Origin of the sequence: Bacillus kalamii (assembly GCF_047238185.1) — a bacterium.
Classification (GTDB): Bacteria; Bacillota; Bacilli; order Bacillales; family DSM-1321; genus Bacillus_AD.
The window spans coordinates 3,255,425-3,274,732 of sequence record NZ_JBDFMI010000001.1; the positions used below are offsets into that span (position 1 = coordinate 3,255,425).

The 19,308-nt window shown below is 40.1% G+C and carries 18 protein-coding genes; 11 read left to right on the plus strand and 7 right to left on the minus strand.

Features of this window, described 5'->3' with window-relative positions; genetic code table 11:
- Positions 1-146: 146 nt before the first annotated feature.
- Both ABC357_RS16125 and ABC357_RS16130 read left to right on the plus strand, forming a co-directional pair.
- Positions 147-578, plus strand: a complete 432-nt coding sequence (locus tag ABC357_RS16125; protein WP_412888486.1) for a disulfide oxidoreductase — start codon at positions 147-149, stop codon at positions 576-578.
- Complete coding sequence (locus tag ABC357_RS16130; RefSeq protein WP_412888487.1) at positions 575-1,066, plus strand: thioredoxin family protein; 492 nt, start codon at positions 575-577, stop codon at positions 1,064-1,066. Before ABC357_RS16125 ends, ABC357_RS16130 begins: the two co-directional genes overlap by 4 nt.
- 46 nt (positions 1,067-1,112) lie before the next feature.
- Here ABC357_RS16130 and ABC357_RS16135 read toward each other — a convergent pair whose 3' ends face one another.
- Positions 1,113-1,526, minus strand: a complete 414-nt coding sequence (locus ABC357_RS16135) for a DUF5365 family protein (protein WP_412888488.1) — start codon at positions 1,524-1,526, stop codon at positions 1,113-1,115.
- A 166-nt stretch (positions 1,527-1,692) separates the two neighbouring features.
- Here ABC357_RS16135 and ABC357_RS16140 point away from each other — a divergent pair, with 166 nt between their 5' ends.
- Positions 1,693-2,595: an RluA family pseudouridine synthase gene (locus ABC357_RS16140; protein WP_412888489.1), complete on the plus strand. Its 903-nt coding sequence runs from the start codon at positions 1,693-1,695 to the stop codon at positions 2,593-2,595.
- A gap of 55 nt (positions 2,596-2,650) precedes the next feature.
- Here the strand turns inward: ABC357_RS16140 and ABC357_RS16145 are convergent, their stop codons facing one another.
- The gene (locus tag ABC357_RS16145) at positions 2,651-2,902 is read right to left on the minus strand and encodes a GlsB/YeaQ/YmgE family stress response membrane protein (RefSeq protein ID WP_412888490.1); all 252 of its coding nucleotides are present in this window, start codon (positions 2,900-2,902) and stop codon (positions 2,651-2,653) included.
- A gap of 548 nt (positions 2,903-3,450) precedes the next feature.
- Here ABC357_RS16145 and ABC357_RS16150 point away from each other — a divergent pair.
- Positions 3,451-4,071 carry a DUF47 domain-containing protein gene (locus ABC357_RS16150; RefSeq protein ID WP_412888491.1) on the plus strand — a complete coding sequence of 207 codons (621 nt, stop codon included), beginning with the start codon at positions 3,451-3,453 and terminating at the stop codon, positions 4,069-4,071.
- 13 nt (positions 4,072-4,084) lie between these two features.
- Positions 4,085-5,083 (plus strand): inorganic phosphate transporter, encoded by a 999-nt coding sequence (locus tag ABC357_RS16155; RefSeq protein WP_412888492.1) that lies wholly within the window; start codon positions 4,085-4,087, stop codon positions 5,081-5,083.
- Between the two features lie 250 nt (positions 5,084-5,333).
- Here ABC357_RS16155 and ABC357_RS16160 read toward each other — a convergent pair whose 3' ends face one another.
- Positions 5,334-5,744, minus strand: coding sequence for a DUF4362 domain-containing protein (locus tag ABC357_RS16160; RefSeq protein ID WP_412888493.1), 411 nt, complete (start codon positions 5,742-5,744; stop codon positions 5,334-5,336).
- Positions 5,745-6,180: 436 nt separating this feature from the next.
- Entirely contained in the window at positions 6,181-7,422 is a 1,242-nt protein-coding gene (locus ABC357_RS16165) for an MFS transporter (RefSeq protein WP_412888494.1), read from the minus strand.
- Positions 7,423-8,080: 658 nt separating this feature from the next.
- On the opposite strand from ABC357_RS16165, the gene ABC357_RS16170 reads away from it, so the two are divergent.
- Positions 8,081-8,521 (plus strand): SRPBCC family protein, encoded by a 441-nt coding sequence (locus tag ABC357_RS16170; RefSeq protein ID WP_412888495.1) that lies wholly within the window; start codon positions 8,081-8,083, stop codon positions 8,519-8,521.
- Between the two features lie 294 nt (positions 8,522-8,815).
- Positions 8,816-10,117, plus strand: coding sequence for a PucR family transcriptional regulator (locus tag ABC357_RS16175; RefSeq protein ID WP_412888496.1), 1,302 nt, complete (start codon positions 8,816-8,818; stop codon positions 10,115-10,117).
- Positions 10,118-10,218: 101 nt separating this feature from the next.
- On the opposite strand, the gene ABC357_RS16180 is transcribed toward ABC357_RS16175, so the two are convergent.
- From ABC357_RS16180 to ABC357_RS16190, 3 genes are read right to left on the minus strand one after another with little or no spacing between them, the layout of a single operon-like run.
- A complete protein-coding gene (locus tag ABC357_RS16180; RefSeq protein WP_412888497.1) occupies positions 10,219-11,931 on the minus strand; it encodes an ABC transporter ATP-binding protein in 1,713 nt (570 codons plus the stop codon).
- Between the two features lie 15 nt (positions 11,932-11,946).
- On the minus strand, positions 11,947-12,732 hold the full coding sequence (locus tag ABC357_RS16185; protein WP_412888498.1) for an ABC transporter ATP-binding protein: 786 nt from the start codon (positions 12,730-12,732) through the stop codon (positions 11,947-11,949).
- A 54-nt stretch (positions 12,733-12,786) separates the two neighbouring features.
- Positions 12,787-13,767, minus strand: a complete 981-nt coding sequence (locus ABC357_RS16190) for an ABC transporter substrate-binding protein (protein WP_412888499.1) — start codon at positions 13,765-13,767, stop codon at positions 12,787-12,789.
- A gap of 131 nt (positions 13,768-13,898) precedes the next feature.
- On the opposite strand from ABC357_RS16190, the gene ABC357_RS16195 reads away from it, so the two are divergent.
- The 4 genes from ABC357_RS16195 (at position 13,899) to ABC357_RS16210 (ending at position 19,143) form a co-directional block, all read left to right on the plus strand.
- Positions 13,899-14,933 (plus strand): FecCD family ABC transporter permease, encoded by a 1,035-nt coding sequence (locus tag ABC357_RS16195; protein WP_412888500.1) that lies wholly within the window; start codon positions 13,899-13,901, stop codon positions 14,931-14,933.
- Positions 14,933-15,961 carry a FecCD family ABC transporter permease gene (locus ABC357_RS16200; protein ID WP_412888501.1) on the plus strand — a complete coding sequence of 343 codons (1,029 nt, stop codon included), beginning with the start codon at positions 14,933-14,935 and terminating at the stop codon, positions 15,959-15,961. Before ABC357_RS16195 ends, ABC357_RS16200 begins: the two co-directional genes overlap by 1 nt.
- A 239-nt stretch (positions 15,962-16,200) precedes the next feature.
- Complete coding sequence (ald, locus tag ABC357_RS16205) at positions 16,201-17,346, plus strand: alanine dehydrogenase (protein WP_412888502.1); 1,146 nt, start codon at positions 16,201-16,203, stop codon at positions 17,344-17,346.
- Positions 17,347-17,766: 420 nt separating this feature from the next.
- On the plus strand, positions 17,767-19,143 hold the full coding sequence (locus ABC357_RS16210; protein WP_412888503.1) for a peptide MFS transporter: 1,377 nt from the start codon (positions 17,767-17,769) through the stop codon (positions 19,141-19,143).
- The last annotated feature ends 165 nt before the right edge of the window (positions 19,144-19,308 follow it).

The window sequence follows — 19,308 nt, forward strand, 5'->3', positions numbered from 1 at the left end:
TTGAGGGTAAACTTTTTGTAAACGGAACAGGGAAAGAGCTGAGCATTCAGCTCTTTTTTTCTTATGCACAAAACTAATAATGGACGTGCATAATCTCTACATACTATAATTTCTATAGCATACTAATTTAGAGAGGGGAGACAAGCTTGAGCCAAAAGAAAAAAGAGAATGTCCTGTTCTTGGCATGGGCGGCAGCTGTCATTGCTACTTTGGGAAGCCTGTATTTATCAGAAATCCTTCATTTCGAACCGTGCAAACTATGCTGGTTCCAACGAATCGCCATGTATCCGTTAACGATTATCCTCGGTATTGCTTATGTAAAGAAGCATTGGCAAATCAGCCTATACACAATGGTTTTATCAGCCGCCGGCGGTCTTGTTTCATTGTACCATTACTCAATCCAGATGATTCCTCTCTTGAAAGAAAACACCCCCGCTTGCGGAAGAGTATCATGTACAGAAGATTACTTTAGCCTATTTGGATTCATCACCATTCCTTTCATGGCATTAACAGCATTCATCATCATATTTGTCTGCAGTCTAATTGTTTGGAAACACTCAAAGGAGGAAATGCATTGAAGAAAATCATACTTTTTTTAGTAGGAATTATCGTTTTATTCGCTGCCATCTTTTTAGTCACTAACATGGCTAAAGATAAAGAAACAGCCAAAAATGCGTCCAAGTCTGAAAACAGCGACCTTTACCAAGGGAAAACCTTAAAAAATGAAACGGCTGCCCAGTTGGATGACCCCAATTACCAAAACATCATCCTTCCTGATGAGTTAGAAAAAAAATTGGCATCCAACGACTTGACGTTCGTCTATTTTTTCAGCCCGATTTGCTCGCATTGCGTAAATGCAACGCCTAAGTTGATGAAGGCGGCAAAAAAGGAAAAGGTACATATCAACCAATTCAATCTATATGAGTTCGAAGACGGCTGGGATACGTACAATATCGAAAGCACGCCTACACTTTCCGTGTTTAAAGACGGCAAAGAGTTGGACCGCTTGGTTGGCGATACCGACGAAAAAACATTTACCGCTTTCCTGAAGCAATACAAAGAATAGTAAAAAGCTCCGCCGGATTATCCTTATCCAGCGGAGCCTTTTTCTTTTAAGCAAGTATTTGGTTCATCGGCAAAGAAAGCAGCGGCAAGATACCCTGTGCTGAATCTTCTTTGCTGTAGAATTGCTCTATTTTGAATGGGAAAAAAAGCCCAAACTCATTGACAATTGAAGCATTGCGTTCAAAAAGAGCATTCAACTTATGCAACTCTTCTTTACTGCTCACATTCACTTGATTAATGACTTGAGAAATAATATGCAGCGATGTCATTAGTTGATATGCTTCTTTTAATGTATCATTATATAAGTTGGTATGTTCACTGAATTGCAGAAGGCCCATATCCGTATAGGAAGAAAGCTCTTCAGCTGTAAAAAATCTTGGAAGAATGAATGTCCGCAATGTGTCCAACAAGCATTCAATTTCCTCCCGCTGTTCAACCGTAGAAGCAAATGCAATCTTCATAATATACCCCACCTTATCCCGACTTTGTTCTATTTAAAATTTTCTGACTTACCCCACAATTAGAATACCACATATAACACTATCAATGGCTTGGTAATTACAACCACAACGGGGTATTTTTAGATGGAACTACGGACGGAATGCAAGAAAGAAGGAATGATGAAAAATGATTCAAAGCCGAAAAAAAGGCGATTATTTAGAAATGACTGTTCCCGATTCATGGAAGGGACTTTCTATAGAAGCGTTACTGCGACAGAAATGGCAGGCGCCCAAAAAAATGGTCCATGAATGGCGGATGGAAAAAGCGATCCTCCTGAACGGGGAAGCCATGCCATGGTCGACAGAAATGAACCCGAATGATAAATTGATGCTGCCTGTTTTCAAGGGCCACGACTCCGATGTCATTCCAACTTATATGGACCTGATGGTTTTATATGAGGATGAACATCTTCTCATCCTGAATAAACCTGCCGGAATCGAAACGCACCCTTCCCATCCGCGGCAGACTGATTCATTGTTGAACGGTGTTGCGTATTTAATGGAAATCCAGGGCGAGCAAGGAGAGTTCAGGCACATCCACCGCCTCGACCAAGATACGACAGGGGCCATCCTGTTTTCAAAGCATGCGCTTGCTGGAGCTCTTTTGCAAAGAATGCTTGATGCCCGTGAAATTAAGCGGACGTATAAGGCATTAGTACACGGTGAATGCCCAAAAAATGGAACAATATCGGCCAATATCGGAAAAGACCGCCATCATGCGACTCGGCGGAGAGTTTCACCGACAGGACAGGCGGCTGTAACCCATTACCGGACCCTTCAATATGATAGGCAAAAAAAATGGTCATTGATTGAATGTACATTGGATACAGGGAGGACACACCAAATCCGTGTCCATCTTAGTTCCATAGGCCATCCACTGGCAGGCGACCGCCTATATGGCGGGACACCCATTTTTCCACGTCAAGCGCTCCATGCAGCCAAATTGGAGTTCGTCCACCCTCTCACTGAAGAAGCATTAGTGATTGAAGCGCCCTATATAGACGAACCGGCCATCTTTCCGCACAGCTAAACTAGCCAAAGACACAAAAAAGGCGCCATAATCGGCGCCTTTTCTTAGTCTTTCGTTATGCTCTTCTCATTCCTTTGAAAATCAAGCTCAAGATGAATACAAAAATGATAGCTCCAATTAATGCTGGGATAATAGCGAATCCTCCCATAACAGGACCCCAGTCTCCTAAAACCAATGAACCTAACCAAGCGCCTACAAAACCTGCGATAATGTTACCAATGATGCCAAAAGGAACATCCTTACCTAAAATCAAACCCGCGATCCAACCGATAATACCTCCAATAATTAAAGACCATAAGAAACCCATTTTAAATTCCTCCTAAAGATTATTTTTATTGTATATAGTGCTTTTCATTTTTTAAAATTGATGGCCATCAACCTCTGTGCTTATAAAATACCACCTACGTCAAAGTTCAAACATATATTTTGTCTAAATAATGAAATTTACTCATTATTATTGACAGATATGAGAATACCGTTTATTCATTTTCTAGCTAATATCTATTGTAAACAACACTCAAACCCGCTTATTGATTATTGCCGGCTTAAACTCTGCATTCATAATATTGGCTGCTTCCGTACAAAATATAAGTTATCGTTATTCCGATATTATTCAGGAAAAATAAAGGGAAAATAAAATACATGTTTAAATAGGAATAATTAGGCATATGTACCTACAACCCATCCAAACCAATGTAAATTAATCAAATGTTTCTATATTAAGTTTTTGTAAATTTTATTGTATATATCTTTCTAATCCGACAATTTATGAGTAAACTTATGAAGTTCAAGAAAACTTGAATGCTCTTTTTATTAAATAGGGGAAGAATCTTCTTGGAACGCGGGGGTATATACATGGTCTTTAAACCAAAGAAAGATAAGTTTACAACATTGCTGACAAATATTGCGGAGAATCTTAAGGAAGGGGCAGATTACTTTGCGCAATATAAGCTAAACAACATCAGTGATTTAAAAGTATTCACGGAAACGATGAAGGACTATGAACATAAAGGCGATGACTTTGTCCATGAAGTCATTAAAGAATTAAACCAAGCATTCATCACACCGATTGAACGTGAAGATATTCTTCATTTGGCCATGAGCATGGACGATGTATTGGATGGTCTGGAGCATTGCGCGGCTTTATTTGAAATGTACTCCATTGTGAATGCTGACGAATATATGCTAAAACTGGTCGAACATATTAAGCACAGTGCTTATGAAATCGAAAAGGCTGTCCAGCTGCTGTCTTCTAAGAAATTAATGGATATTCGCGATCATGCGATCAAAATTAAAGATTATGAATCAGCTTGTGACGGTATTCACCGCCAAAGCATCAAGCATCTTTTTGCAACGGAAAAGGATCCTATCCGCATCATTCAGTTCAAAGAGATTTATGAAAGCTTTGAGGAAATCGCCGATTTCTGCCAGGCGGTTGCCAACACACTTGAAACAATCATCATGAAAAATGCGTGAGGAGTATGCGTAAATGGATACAGTTTTACTAGTTACAGTTCTTATTGTCATAGGCGCACTAGCATTTGATTTTATAAATGGTTTCCACGATACGGCCAATGCCATCGCAACGGCCGTATCCACAAAAGCTTTGACTCCAAGACGCGCCATCATTCTGGCTGCCGTTATGAACTTCGTCGGTGCAATGACTTTCACAGGAGTGGCGAAAACCATTACGAAAGACATTGTAGACCCGTTCACATTGGATAACGGCTCTCTCGTTATTCTGGCAGCTTTAATAGCGGCTATTACTTGGAACCTGGTCACATGGTATTTTGGAATCCCGAGTTCGTCATCACATGCCATTATCGGCAGTATTGCCGGTGCTGCGATTGCGTCTTCCGGGCTTCACTCCATTAATTACAATGGATTCACTAAGATTTTTGAAGCCTTGATTTTTTCTCCTTTACTGGCTTTTGGGCTCGGCTTCATCGTCTATAGTATTTTTAAGGTTGTCTTCAAGAATAACAACCTGCCTAAAACGAATAAACGATTCAGATATTTACAAATTGCGACAGCTGCCATCCAATCGTATACACACGGTACGAATGATGCACAAAAAGCGATGGGGATCATTACAATGGCCCTTATCGCAAACGGATATGTCACTTCTTCCGATATTCCTTTTTGGGTACAAGTAGCCTGTGCGACAGCGATGGGTCTCGGAACTAGTATCGGCGGCTGGAAAATTATCAAAACAGTTGGCGGCAAAATCATGAAGATACGCCCTGTAAACGGAGTCGCAGCTGACTTGACCGGTGCCGCTATCATATTTGGTGCCACCTTCATCCACCTGCCTGTTTCAACAACCCATGTTATTTCATCCTCTATTCTCGGTGTAGGGTCCGCTCACCGCATTAAAGGAGTTAAATGGGGTACAGCACAACGGATGCTTGTCACTTGGGTAATTACATTGCCCATTTCCGCAGCACTTGCAGCTGCCATTTATTTCATCTTAAATGTATTCTTTTAATGATGAGTTGTTTTGGTTGTCGCTTTCTCAGTACGATTGACGGAAACCACTGAAGCAGCTCGGCAATAGAATGAGATGCCAGCAGGCAAAAGAGTTCGAAAGACAATCTCTTTTGCCTGTTTTGTATTTCTTATAAAAAAGAGAAATACATCAAAGGAGATAACATCTATTATATGACTAATATGTTATCTCGTTAGTTGAATTAAGGTGTGATAGAGGATCGTTGAGGGTTGCACGTTCGATAATCACATTAATTACCTTCTGCTAAGCAATAAGGTGTTTCGTAACCCTGGCAACCAATGATAGAGTATTTGTTTCCTTCAACTAAAATTTTCTCGCATCCAAATGTGATAATTTCTCCACTACCATACTCATCTCTAGTGGTATCCTCAGTAATTTCAAGCTGTTCTCCGTTGTATATTAAATCAGTTAGTATTGGGTCTCCTTCCTTTGTGTAAGCAACCACACGAATACTATCCTTTTTCCCTGTTTCTGTATTCTTGATAAATTCTTTTAACCTAATTTCGTTTTTAATACCATCATTATTTCTATTCACGATATCAGTATCAGAAGGAACAAATTTTTCTGAATCAGTCTCGGCACAACCAACTATAAGCAACAACATTATGCTGACAGTTTTAAATCCTAGATATCTTATCATACACTCCCCCCTTTATTTATATGAAAAACGCATTTTCAACTACTTTATTTGTTTTCTTATTGGGCTAAACTGCGTATAGTTTTATAACAAAAAAGACCGCTTTTTAGCAGCCTTAATCTTCAATTCTAGCACCTGGTCGTATTGTGAGGGATACAGTACTACCCCAAGATAGATTTACTATTATTCCTGATCTACCAATATTAAAAGGATTGTTTGCTGTTTACTATTTGTGACTTATTTCAGTAACGGGCTGGGTAGAAAAGAAGAATAAATCGAATGGTACATGAACCTTAAAAGGATTATCTTTATATTTCATGTTAAGTTGAGGTTAGTAGTGGTTTTACGGATATTCCTTCCTTAAGTCTCATGATACGCATTTTACAACACTTGGACATTTTTGAAAAAGGAGATTTGAATGGAGCGTTGACCGAAAGCTTTAATTAGAAAAAGTCTGATTACTATCCTTTCGATTTGCAATAGGACCTGGACCTGTTTCCTTCATAGGTACTACTACTAAATAAGAAACAAAATAAGCGATAGCACAACCAATAAATGTCACATTAAAGCTAGTTGTTTCTACCAATTTTCCTCCAACAAATGGAGAAACAAAGGCTGTAATAAAGCCGAAAAGATTGATTAAAGCGAATGCTGCACCTACTTTAGCAGGTGTCGTATCCTTTAATTCCATAGGGATTGTGTAAAGGGCAGCCATATATGATGACGTACCAAAGCCAATAATAGCAACACCAAGTAAGGATACCCATGTTACAGGAACAAGTACTAAGATCATTCCTATTACTTTAGCTAATTGTGAAATCGTTAAAAATGGTTTATTACGGCCTGTAGAACTTAACCAAAATCCGCAAATGATTCCTCCTATAATACCGGCAATAGGGAATATCATCGAAACTAAATTAGCATGATCAAGAGACATGCCTAAGTCTTTATAATAGTATGTAGGAAGATAGGTAGAAACGATTGAAAAGACCCACATATCTAACCCATACAGTATACACAAGCTTTTAATTTCAGCACTTTTAAATACTTTTCTAAATAAATGATGCTCATTTGTCTCTACTGCATTGCTCTCCACATTAGTAATAGCGCTTCCAAACTTCCACCATACAATGATTAAGATAAAAAAAATAATGCCAAAGATACCGAGCGCAGAATGCCATGAATTGTTAAATGCTTTATACAAAGGAACGATTGAACCAAATACAGCCAATAGACCAAAGAGTGGCATGGCACCGTATATGGCATTCATAATCGGCCTTGTTTTTTCAGAAAAGACAGCCATAATGTAAGTACCAACAGTCGGCATCATCAAGCCGATTCCTAAGCCTATTAACGTACGGCTAATAAAATAGATAGCGATGTTTGTAATAAAGAAATGCAACAAAGAACCGATAGCTAGGATGAATAAAGAAACAATAATGACATGTTTGCCACCTAGTTTTTGAATCAATACGCCATAACCTAATCCAAATATCCCCATATATAAATAGATGATTGATACAGACATTCCCCCGACAGAAAGCGACATAGATAGATCATCCATAATGGTTGATAAAATGGGGATGTTTCCGAACGCTGCTACCGAACACACAAGTGTAGAGCAGATTAGCAATAGAGCCATTACCCATTCTTTTCGAGCCGATTTAGAGTGAGTTTTCATTATAATCCTCCTAAACACCAATTAATCTTAGCTATTTAATTCTTATAAAATAAACGACCTAATGAAAGATTTCCCCTCTTGGTGTTTGGAATAGATTCTAAAATTTTGGGAACACAATAAAATCAGAATATATCATTTTCATCTGTACCTAATATTCCGGCTTAAAATAAGACTTATTCCAATCTCCCGAATCGTCATAAACTGTGTTAGATATATATTTGAATACACTCTTTTTCAATACATATTGTTAACACCCCGCTTTATCTATTTCCCCTGGTATAATTTAATATCCGTTTAATATTCAACAGGAATGGCGAGAAGTCCTTCTTCAGCTAAACTGCCACATTTTCATAAAAAAAAGCGAATCCTCATAATGAAGAATCGCCCCGTTTAGTTTACTGATTTGTTATTGTACGTCTAATTGAAATTTTTTCTATATAATTGCGTTAATCCTTCTCGAGTTCATACATCTGTTCTATAGGTTAAATAACCATAAAGTGGTTTAACACACTATTCAATAGTCAAACCAGATTATTGAATAGTGTGTTAAAGAAGGAAACTATTTATTAATAGGGATGTAAGTTTATGCTTTTTATGCAATAATGATTTTGTAGAAATGCAAAAGTACAATTCATACATAGTGAAGGTAGGGATATTAATGGCAACAGGAACGCATACTGTAGTAGTTCCAGTAGATGTACAAGCAGTTTGGGATTATGTCAGTGATCTTGAAAAATGGGCAACGGCAGTACCGGCCTATAAAGAACATGAAATCATAAATGATACGCAATCCATTTGGACATTTGAAGGTAATTTGAAAGGTATTAAAAAAACAATACAAGCGCAGGTAGATATTACCGAGTGGAATGAACCTTCAAACATTAAGTTTGAACTAAAAGGATTATCAGATAATTTTACAGGAAGCGGTCACTTTACTGCAGAAGATGTCAATGGCGAAACAAAGATGACTTGCACAGTGGAAGTCCATGCAGGCGGCTTATCCGGTGCGGTGTTAACACCCCTTATTAAATGGGCTGTTCCAAAAGTGGCATCTCGTTTAACAGAATCGATTGCGCGTAAAATTGTAGTATTCTCATAATAAAATAGCAACAAATAAAAATCTCAAACCGATCCTTATACCTAAAGGCAAGTTTGAGATTTTTAATGTTCCTTAGATTTTTTTATAAATAAAGCCTGTATAGAAAAGAAAATTCTATCGCGTGGTATGCTGACCTGTCTATCATTTTTCATCCCGCAACCTTATTTATAGCTTGGAAGCCTTATAAGTATGGTAGCTTTTAGCAGCCTTAAATGGATTCCTAGACATAGTTTGTGATTAATGGTTTGAAATGGTTTAAAATGTAAGGTAAGCATAAACAAAGGGGAATGGAATATGGAGAACCAGCACTCGATTTTCAAGGGAGTACACGGAGACCTGACTGAATTCGTCGACCGGATCAGCATGGTGCTGAATTGCCCTGTGACATTGGAAGACGCACATCACCAACTACTTGCCTATAGCGTACACAACAAGGATAGCGATCCTATACGTATTTCAACCATCATAAGCAGGCGAGTTCCCGAAAAAGTAATCAACGGTCTTTGGAAGCAAGGCATCATGCCTTCTTTAATAAAAGAAAGCACCCCTATCATTGTGCCTCCCATACATGAGCTCGGCCTAGGAAGCAGAGCTGCCGTATCTGTCAGAAAGAACCAGGAGGTATTAGGGTTTATATGGGCATTGGAAACAGATAAAGCCTTCACTCCTGAAGATCTTTCCTTCCTGCAATTTGCCGCAAAGGAAGCCAAGAATCAATTGCTGCAGCTGCAAAGCAAGAAGAAACGGCATATGGAGAGCAAACAAGAGTTTCTGTGGCAATTATTGACCGGGCATTTCGATTCCGAGGATGAAATTGCTTCAGTTTGTGAACAGCAGGCCATCTCATTGCCAGCTCATTTTTCCATTGTCGTATTTACTTTTCCTATGGATATAGGGCAGGAAGCAGAACGGAGCATTGCCTATTCGTTGGGCACCATCCAAAATATTAAAACCGTCCTTTACACAATCGATCAACGTAATCTGATTATCCTGGCAGGCCCTTGTGCCGCTAGTGGGGACTTTGATGTAGCACTTACCTCTTTCATCACTTCTTTTACTGTAAAGATGAACTCCCGCTTTGGCGTTACTCTTTTAAATGGTGCATGCGGGCAAATATACGAAAGCTATATTCACGCAAGAGGCAGCTATCAGGAAGCGCTGTATACAAGAGCCATACAGATTGCCTTCCCGGAAAGGAAAGAACAACTAACAAACTATGCTTCATTGGGGGTATACCAATATTTGTCCGCAATGAGCGAGCAGCGCTCCAGGAATAATAGGTCTATACGATTGGACCGGCTAGCTGAATATGACCAAAAAAACAATAGCGCTTTAGTGCAGACACTGGAGCTGTACTTAAACCATGATGGGGACTCCCATCAAATTGCCAATGAACTTCATTTGCATGTGAACACAATCCATTACAGACTAAAAAGAATTAGTGAGATTGCATATATAGATTTGAAAGACCCGATCGAAAAAATGTCGATCCACATTGAGTTCCTGCTGAAGCAATACGAATGCTCACTTTCTCAATCCAAGCAAGGATATTCAATCCCAAATATCAAACAAAGTTTGATACGAAAGAAGCCATAAATACCTATCTACGTGGTTGGAGCCTACAAATTGGCCTCAACCATATTAAAAAGGCATGGGCTCAGAATGAAACTGGCCCATGCCTTTTTGACTGCCTTCTATTACAGCATTTGATTGTGATGCAAATTCGCCAAAATACCGCCTTTTTCAACCAATGCCTCATATTTTCCCTTTTCTTCAATGCCGTTCTTCGTCACAACATACACTTCGTCAGCATTTCGAATGGTCGCTAATCGGTGGGCAATGATAATCGTTGTCCGATTTTCAGAAAGCTCTTCCAGTGATTGTTGAATGATTTTTTCTGTTTCTGTATCGAGGGCAGACGTCGCTTCATCCAAAATGAGGATCGGTGGATTTTTCAGAAACATTCGTGCAATAGCCAATCGTTGTTTCTGCCCGCCCGATAATTTTACGCCGCGTTCCCCAATTTCCGTTTCAAATCCCTCAGGCAATCCCTCAATTAACTCAAGTAGATGCGCTTTACGTACAGCTTCCAGGATTTCTTCCATCGACGCATCCAGTTTGCCGTACGCAATGTTTTCACGTATTGTGCCGGTAAATAAGAAAACATCCTGCTGTACAATGCCGATATTTTCCCGCAGTGAACGCTGTGTCATATCGCGGATATCAAGGCCATCAATAGTAATAGAACCGCCTGTCACATCATAAAAGCGTGGAATGAGCGAGCACAGCGTCGTTTTTCCAGCTCCCGACGGGCCAACTAGAGCCGCTGTTTGTCCCGCTTTTATAGTTAAATTGATATGTTGCAAGGTTGGGAGCTCGCCATCATAACTGAAATCGACTTCTCGGAATGTGATATTTCCTTCCAATTGCTTTACTTCTATAGCATCCGGTTTATCCATCACATCCGGATCCTCATTCAGCATCTCCTGGAAACGTTTAAAGCCTGCCATGCCCTTTGGATACATTTCCAATAAGGCGCTAATTTTATCAATTGGTTTAATCAACACATTTGTAAATAACACGAAGCTAACGAGTTCACCATATGTCAACTTTCCAGTGAAACTGAACCACGCCCCGACAATTAAGACGATGAGCGTCATAAGGCGAGTTAAAAAATAGATGCTGGAGTGTGTAGAAGCCATCACGCGATAAGCAAATAGCTTAGCATCTTTAAAGATATTGTTTTGCTTTTCGAAACGGTCCATTTCATGATTTTCGTTCGTAAATGATTTAACGACGCGAATCCCGGAAATGCTGTCCTCCACACGTCCATTAACATCGGCGATTTTACTGTACATTGTGGTCCAGCCTTTTTTCATCAGCTTATTGCTTAATGTGATAACGACAATTAAAATGGGCACCATCACCAGTACAATAAGCGCAAGGTGGCTATTAATATTGAACATAAGCATAAAAGCACCTAGAAACGTCATAATGGCAATAAAGAAATCCTCCGGGCCGTGGTGGGCAAACTCACCGATATCGAATAAGTCGTTTGTGATGCGGCTCATGATATTCCCTGTTTTCATATGGTCAAAGAAGCGGAACGACTGCTTCTGCATATGATTGAACAGTTCCTGGCGCATATCTGTTTCAATAAAGATACCAAGTTTATGCCCCAGGTAATTAACAATATAATTCAATACAGTGCTCAAAACATACACGAGGAATAAAAGAAAGCCGATTTTGGTAATTTCTCCCCATTCCCCCGTCGGCAACAATTTGTCAATAAACCATTGTACCGCTACAGGAAAAGCCAGCTCTAAACTGGCAACAACAATGGCACTGAAAAAATCGACGTAGAATAGGCGTTTATGCGGTTTATAGTATGAAAAGAATTGTTTTAGCATAGCAGACCTTCCTGCCTATAATAAGTCGTATGATAAACATACAGGCTTATTTGTTTTTGGATCCGTCACAATCTGGGCATCGATGTGGAAAATTTCAGCAAGCACCTCTTTTTTCATGATGTCTTCCACCGGCCCTTGCTTGATCAGCTTGCCGTCTCTAAGCGCAATCAAGCTATGTGAAAAGAGGGCTGCATGGTTTAAGTCGTGCAATACCATAATAACAGTTCTGCCTTGTTCTTCATTCAGCTTTTTCAAAAGCTTCAAAACTTCCAATTGATGGGCCATGTCCAAATAGGTTGTCGGTTCATCCAGGAAGATAATATCGGTTTTTTGCGCTAACGCCATGGCAATCCACACACGCTGGCGCTGTCCGCCTGAAAGAGTGTCAACCTCGCGATATTTATAATCAAGGGTATTGGTCACTTCCAAGGCCCAGTCAATAATGTCATAATCTTCATTCGTTAATCTTGCAAAACCCGATTGATGCGGATACCGTCCATAGGATACCAGTTCGCCGACCGTTAGGCCTGCAGGGTTTTCTGCAATTTGCGGTAAAATGGCCAGACGTTTAGCGAGTTCTTTTGTTTTATATTTCGCTATGGCTTCCCCATGCAGATAGATGGCGCCCTTGGAATATGGGATAATGCGAGTCATTGCTTTCAGAAGAGTAGACTTTCCACATCCATTTGGTCCGATGATAGTCGTAATTTCTCCATCCTTAAAGTCCAACGTAACACCCTGGATTATTTTGGATTGTTCATATCCAACTTCCACATTTTGTACGGAAATGTCGTTTTTCATAATTACTCCTTCTATCTATAAAGAAAAAAAGCCACATAGTGTGGCTATTTCCCATTATTTTGCTAAAGTATCGGCAATGTCATCAACGATTTTCGTATTGGCGATTGCTCCTGTATAAAGCCAAGCAGAATCAGCAGGTAATTTGTGCAGATTGCCCGCTTTAACAGCCGGAATAGTATTCCAAAGTTTTTCGCTCAATGCTTTTTTACTTGCGTCATCACCGCTGTCGATAATAAACAAATGGTCTGCATCAAGTGTCACTAATTTTTCAAGTGAAATTTCGTTCCAGTTGCTTGTTGCTTTTGCAGAGATTTCTTTGACTACAGATGGTACTTTCAAGCCTAAATCTTTATACATTACATCGCCGCTTGATAGGTTTTGGGAAACGATAAAGAATTTACCGCCTGTTACCCAAACAGCAGCAGCTGACGTATCGCCTGCTTTATCTTGGATTTTTTGTTTTGCTTCTTTTACTTTTGCATCATACTTGTCCAACACTTGTTGGGCTTTCTCTTTCTTATCGAAAACTTCGCCTACACGCAACAATTCATCGCGCCAGTCATTGTTTACCTCTTTACCGATTACATATGTTGGCGCAATTTTATTATACTGTGCATATTTGTCGCCTTCAACCATTGAAGCAGAGTCCATGATAATTAAATCAGGCTTTAGGCTTTGAACTGCTTCGAATGGCAAATCATATGAAATCGTCGGAACGTCCTTCAAGGAATCTTGCAAATAATCTTGGATGCTGGCACCATCATTGACACTCCATTGAGCAACAGGTGTAATGCCTAAAGCAACAAGATTATCCTCCAGATAAGATGCAATCACGCGTTTTGGATGCACAGGAACTTCCACTTTGTGGCCCATTGCATCTGTTACTGTTCTCGTTTCAGAAGATTGTGTGGCTTTTTGTTCAGTTTTATTATTATTTTTCGATGAAGAATCCGCGTCTCCATTTCCACATCCTGCAAGCATTAATGCCAAGACGCTCGCAGTCGCGAAGCCCCATTTTTTGGTTTTTGAATTCATCTTTGAATCCTCCTACGCTGTACGTTATAATTTCTATGTGATATAATTTTTTTGCTTGATATTGATAATCTTTCTCAATTAAGAATAAGATGAAATATTCGTTATGTCAATACACTTTTCAGGAGTTTTATATGAACGGAAAAAAAAAGTTAGCCTACTATGCCGATCGTTACCGGACGGCATTCAGTTTATTTATGGTCCTTTTGCTGATTCTGCTTATTGGCTTGGCCATTTTGATTTCGATTCGATTCGGCGCAAGTGATTTAACATACAAAGATGTCTGGGATGGTCTTTTCCATTATGATGAAACAAATAGCGAGCATGTTATTTTACACGAATTACGATTGCCTCGAGCAATAGCCGGTCTGCTTGTCGGCAGTGCTTTAGCTGTTTCGGGGGCGATTATGCAGGGTGTTACACGAAATGCGCTTGCCTCTCCTTCTATATTAGGTGTTACATCTGGTGCAGCATTTATGCTATCCATAGCCTATGCTGTGTTTCATACACCGAATTTCCCTACGCTTGTGCTCTTTTCATTTATTGGAGCTGGTGCGGGAGCTGCGCTCGTATTTTCTTTGACAGCTATGGGCAAAGGCGGCATTACGCCCATTAAGCTGGCTTTGGCTGGGTCGGCCATTACAGCTCTGCTAAGCGCATTATCAACCGCCATTGGATTAAAATTCGATATTTCAAAGGACTTAAGCTATTGGTACGCTGGCGGCCTTTCTTCTATACAACCGATGCATGTAAAGGTGGCTGTTCCCTTTATTATTGCCGGATTACTGCTGGCCATGTCTTTATCTAAATCCATTTCTGTTATGAGCTTAGGGGAAGAAGTAGCTAAAGGGCTGGGGCAGCGGACAGGACTTATTCGTGTGCTCTGTACGATTGTAGTCCTCCTTTTAACAGGGGCGGCAGTGTCGATTGCCGGTACAATCGGCTTTATAGGCCTAGTTGTACCACATATCGTCCGTGCAATTGTCGGTGTGGATTACCGGTGGATCATACCTGTTTCTGCCATAACGGGAGGTTGTTTATTACTATTTGCCGATATTATCGGCCGGGTGATCATGAGTCCGTTTGAAACGCCAGTCGGTGCTATTACAGCGATTATTGGCGTGCCCTTTTTCTTATACTTAGCTCGTAAAGATGGAAGAGGTTTATAATGCAAAATTCATTACGAAAACATTCAAATCGTTTCTACATATATATAACGGTATGTCTAATCCTCCTTTTTTTAGGGGCTTTCATTAGTGTCAATACGGGATATATCGATATTTCATTTGTAAACTTTATTAAAACATTATTCGGAAATGGTTCACCTGACGATGCACTGACGATCTTTAGTTTCCGCCTTCCCCGTATTTGTATGGCGATTCTCGTCGGGATAGGCATCGCTGTCTCAGGAGCCATATTGCAAAGCATTTCAAGCAATCCGCTAGCCGACCCTGGCATTCTGGGGATTAACTCGGGTGCAGGGTTTGCCATTGTGCTGTATACATTCTTTATTCAGGGAGTTGTATTCTCAAACTCCTGGGTTTCTATCTTTTTAATGCCATTTATCGCATTGGCAGGAGCACTGCTCGCAGCTTTTGTTATCTATGCATTAGCCTATAAAAAGGGAAAAGTCGCACCGACCCGTATGCTGTTGGTGGGTATCGGCATAAACGCAGCCTTTAGTTCAGGCATTACTATTTTCCAACTTCGAATGGAGCCTACCGATTTCACTCGTACACTGGTTTGGCTGTCAGGATCAATCTGGGGCAGCACATGGACGTTCGTATTGGCATTGCTTCCTTGGATTCTGATATTAATTCCTATTGCTTTCTACAAAGCGCGCTCACTTGATATTTTATCATTGAACGAAATGACGGCTATCGGTGTCGGCATCGATCTGACTAAGGAACGGAAAAAATTGTTGGTATTGGCTGTCCTACTGGCAGGCGCTTGTGTATCAGTCGGCGGAGGCATTACGTTTTTGGGGCTTATCGCTCCACATATCGCCAAAAAATTAGTCGGCAGCTCTCATTTCCGCGTCCTTCCTTTGAGTGCATTGATCGGCGCTTTACTTATTTTAATTTCCGATACAATAAGCCGTATAGTCATTGCACCGGCAGAATTGCCAGTCGGTATTATTTTGTCCATTATAGGGGCTCCCTATTTCATTTATCTACTGTTAAAAACACGTGGGTAGTTTGCTTTTTTATTATTCTTTTCATAAGGGCTATCGTATGGAAAAAATCCAAACGATAGCCCTTTCTACTTCTGAACGGAAGTGCGAATCTTTCGGCTTATTATAAAAAACAAGTACAACTTTTGACTCTTTTGTGAATTTACACAAATGTAAGCTCTTACATTTTTCCGAAATCACAAACCGTTGCCTTTAAATGACGTTTATACTTTTTAAAAAGACAAACGATGGAGGTTTTGACAATGCGTATATGTGTACCAAAAGAAATCAAGAATAATGAAAATCGTGTGGCTCTTACGCCTGCCGGTGTAATCGCCCTTAAAAAAGATGGCCATGACGTTTTTATCGAAAAAGGAGCAGGTGAAGGAAGCAGCTTTACAGATGACACGTATATGGCAGCAGGAGCTTCAATTATCGAGGAGACTGCAGTGCTTTGGGAAAAAGCAGAAATGATTATGAAGGTCAAAGAACCGATCCAAAGCGAATATCAATATTTCCGTAAAGGATTGATTCTTTTTACGTATTTGCATTTGGCAGCAGATCCTGAATTGACAAAGGAATTGAAAGAAAAGGGTGTTCTAGCGATTGCATACGAAACCGTATCCGTCAATCGGACATTGCCGCTATTAACTCCAATGAGCGAAGTGGCCGGAAGGATGTCCGCACAAATCGGGGCACAATTCCTTGAGAAATCCCAAGGCGGAAAAGGCATTCTCCTCGGTGGCGTACCTGGTGTGAAACGGGGTAAAGTGACGATTATCGGCGGAGGCGGAGTCGGCACTAATGCTGCTAAAATTGCCATTGGATTGGGCGCCGATGTAACGATTATCGATTTAAGCCCTGATCGTTTACGCCAGCTTGATGATATTTTCGGCAATTCCATTACTACATTAATTTCCAATCCGTATAATATTGCACACGCCGTAGCTGAGTCAGACTTAGTCATTGGCGCTGTACTAATCCCGGGTGCAAAAGCACCGAAATTAGTAACCGAAGAGATGGTTAAATCTATGTCGCCTGGCTCTGTCGTAGTTGATGTGGCGATTGACCAAGGCGGAATTTTTGAAACCGTCGACCATATTACTACACATGATCATCCAACCTATGTTAAACACGGGGTCGTTCATTACGCAGTAGCTAATATGCCGGGCGCTGTTCCTCAAACATCCACCATCGCCTTAACCAATGTAACGGTTCCTTATGCCTTGCAGATTGCCAATAAAGGTGCTGTTAAGGCGATTAAGGAAAACGAATCACTAGCTAAGGGAGTCAATGTAGCAAATGGCCAAATTACATTTGAAGCGGTAGCCAAAGATCTGGGATATGAATACGTCCCGGTTGATCAGGCCATCCAGGAACTCGGCAACGGAACTCCTCAGCACCATTAAGATAATTTTTTAAACGAGCCGCAGGGACGCTATGATCAACCCTAGCCCCTAGCGGCTTTTTTGCGGTTTCATTTACCTTCCTCTACATCAATTGGATGACTATCTTTCCATCTTTCCGCGCATTCTATTAGGAGGCAACCCTCTATCTAAATGAATAGATTTTGCATAACACGATATTGATTTACATAATTCCCAATAAAACCAAAAAAGCTAAATAATACTTATTTTATCAATAATCAAACGGGTTTAACTGTTCTAAAAAATCAGTACCATTACTTTATGTAATTAAAGTGCTAATATTTCCTTTGGTATTATTATTCAATTGACTGAATAAATTTATTGTCTTAAAATAAGAACATCTCAGCAGTTTATTTTAGTATAACTTTAACGCAGTAAAACATTAAGTTTAGGAGGTAACTTATGGGTACATCTAAGAATTTACAAAAAAACACAAGTAAACACCCACCAGGTTTATACTTGCTGTTCTTCACAGAAATGTGGGAACGTTTCAGTTACTATGGAATGAGAGGTATTCTTGTTCTTTATTTAACGAAAGAAATTATCAGCGGCGGTTTAGGAATGAACTCAGCCGTTGCAATGAGCATATACGGTTTTTATACAGGGGCCGTTTATATCACTCCTTTAATTGGAGGATGGCTGTCTGATATGTACTTGGGCAAGCGGTTAGCGATCACCATCGGTGGTGTAACCATGGCAATCGGTAACTTCGTGATGTTCCTTGGTGATGCACAATGGTCCATGTATACAGGCCTTCTACTATTGATTATCGGTAATGGTTTCTTCAAACCGAACATTTCTTCACTTGTTGGAGATTTATATGAAGAAAAAGATCCAAAGCGCGATGCAGCATTCACTATTTTCTACATGGGTATTAACCTTGGTGCGTTCTTCGCTCCATTGATTATCGCAATGGTAACAGATAAAATTATGGGCGGCATGCAAGGAGATGTCTTTGTATACGGCTATAAATACGGATTCTTAATTTCATCAATCGGTATGGTTATCGGTCAAATTCTATTTAATTTACTTGGCAACAAATATTTAGGCGATCTTGGCAAGAAGCCAAATGGCCGTCAGGTAAACGAAAATGGTACAGCTAAAAACCAACCACTGACAAAGGTTGAAAAGCAACGTACTGCAGCTATTCTTATTCTTGCATGTTTCGTTGTATTCTTCTGGGCAGGATTCGAGCAAGCAGGCAGCTCACTGACACTATACACAGATAAATTTGTTGACCGTACACTTTTCGGATTTGAAATCCCTACTCCTTGGTTCCAATCTGTTAACCCATTATTCATCATCTTACTAGCGCCGCTAGTATCTATTCTTTGGGTAAAACTTGGAAATTCCAAACGTGGCGATTTTAGTTCACCAACTAAAATGGCTATCGGTATGATCCTTCTTGGGTTTGGATATATGATTCTTCTTGTTGCAGTAATGGGAACAGGAAGCAATGAAGCAACACTTGTATCAAAAGCGCATATCATTTTCATCGTATTGACGTACCTATTCCATACACTAGGTGAACTATTCCTTTCACCGGTTGGATTATCCACGGTAAGCCGTATTGCTCCAGTCAAGCTCGCTTCTTTATTGATGGGTGTTTGGTTGGCAAGCTCTGGTGTGGCAAATATTCTAGCAGGACAGCTTGCTTCAGTCACACAATCTTTAGGCTACTTTGAAGTATTCGCTGTTATTGGAGCCATGGCAATTGTCTTGGGATTGATCCTTCTTGCCTTCTCTAAAAAGATTACCAAAATGATGCACGTCGATTAATCATATTACTCACAAGGAGCCGGATATCCGGCTCCTTGTTTTGTTTCCCATAAACAGGTCTATTTCCCTAATAAAACATGCCTAACTATGAAAATATTGTATAATATAGATAATGTTTACACCCGCCTGTTTTGATCCATTCAACAGTACTCGGAATATCCAACG